The following is a 958-nucleotide window of genomic DNA, read 5'->3' as shown; positions in this document are numbered from 1 at the left end:
CAGCGCCGCCTGCGCGTACGCGACGAACGACGGGACGATGTCCACTTCGGCCTCCTCGTCCTGGGCTGCTGCCTGATGCTCTTCCGTCGCCTTCAATCCTGACTTTTGTTAGGCGCTCTAAACCCCTTACTGAAAAGGTGGAGTAGGTATAGAGGAGAGGGGGGCTTATATGAGATGCGCGCATTGGGATATTTCCAACCCCCTCGCGCTGACGCGCCGTCGTTGACGCTTACTCGGCACAACAGCAGGGTCGCGAGCGCGACTGAGCAAGCGACTGAACCACGCGCCCTGATCCGCACGCATTTAGATCCCGAGCGAACTGTTTTCTAAGGTTCGGGACTGCCGTGAGACCGCGTCGCGCTATGGGCGACGTATCGGGAAGCGCGTGCTCGGACATAGACGACGTCGGCCGTGACGGGCCGCTTTCTGGAGTTTTGACCCGATGATGCTTCACAAATCGGCGCCCCTCAGTGCCGATGCCGCATTGAGCAACGCGATACACTCAGTCACCACCCGGGCAGAGCGACAAGCCGACCTCGTGACGCGGATCATGCTCGCACGCAGAACGGGCGACGCACTGACCGAAAGGCTGCTGTCTGCTGAACCGCTGGCGTCTGTCCGTCCTGTGATCAAGCAAGTCGTCAAGTGCGCGAAGCGTTTCGCGGGCGCCCAGTCTCCCGAAGACCTGGAACAGATCGCAGCGATCTCAGTGATCCGCACCATCGACAAGTACGATCCCACGAGGGGCGGGCAGTCATTCGGCGAAGTCACTTACGTCCGCGCCCGTACAGCGTGCGAGCAATTCGCGCGGATGCACGCGAGCGACGTTCACCTGAGTGTCGCCACCGAGGTCGGGGTGAACCAGTTCCACCGAGATCACCGAGGACCAGTGAACCACCCGGCGATTTCAGAGCAGTTCTCCGCCCAAGCCGACAGCGCCAAGAGTGCGCAGGGCCGA

1 pseudogene is annotated in these 958 nt (G+C 61.7%); it reads left to right on the top strand.

The annotated features are described in order from the left end of the window. Window positions 1–442 precede the first annotated feature (442 nt). Window positions 443–958 (top strand): annotated as a pseudogene (locus KY501_RS52860) (sigma-70 family RNA polymerase sigma factor); the annotation flags it as partial.

This window comes from Hyalangium versicolor (genome assembly GCF_020103695.1).
GTDB classification, from domain to species: Bacteria; Myxococcota; Myxococcia; order Myxococcales; family Myxococcaceae; genus Hyalangium; species Hyalangium versicolor.
Note: the sequence above shows the minus strand (reverse complement) of the source record. Positions and strands in the feature narration are given on the sequence as shown.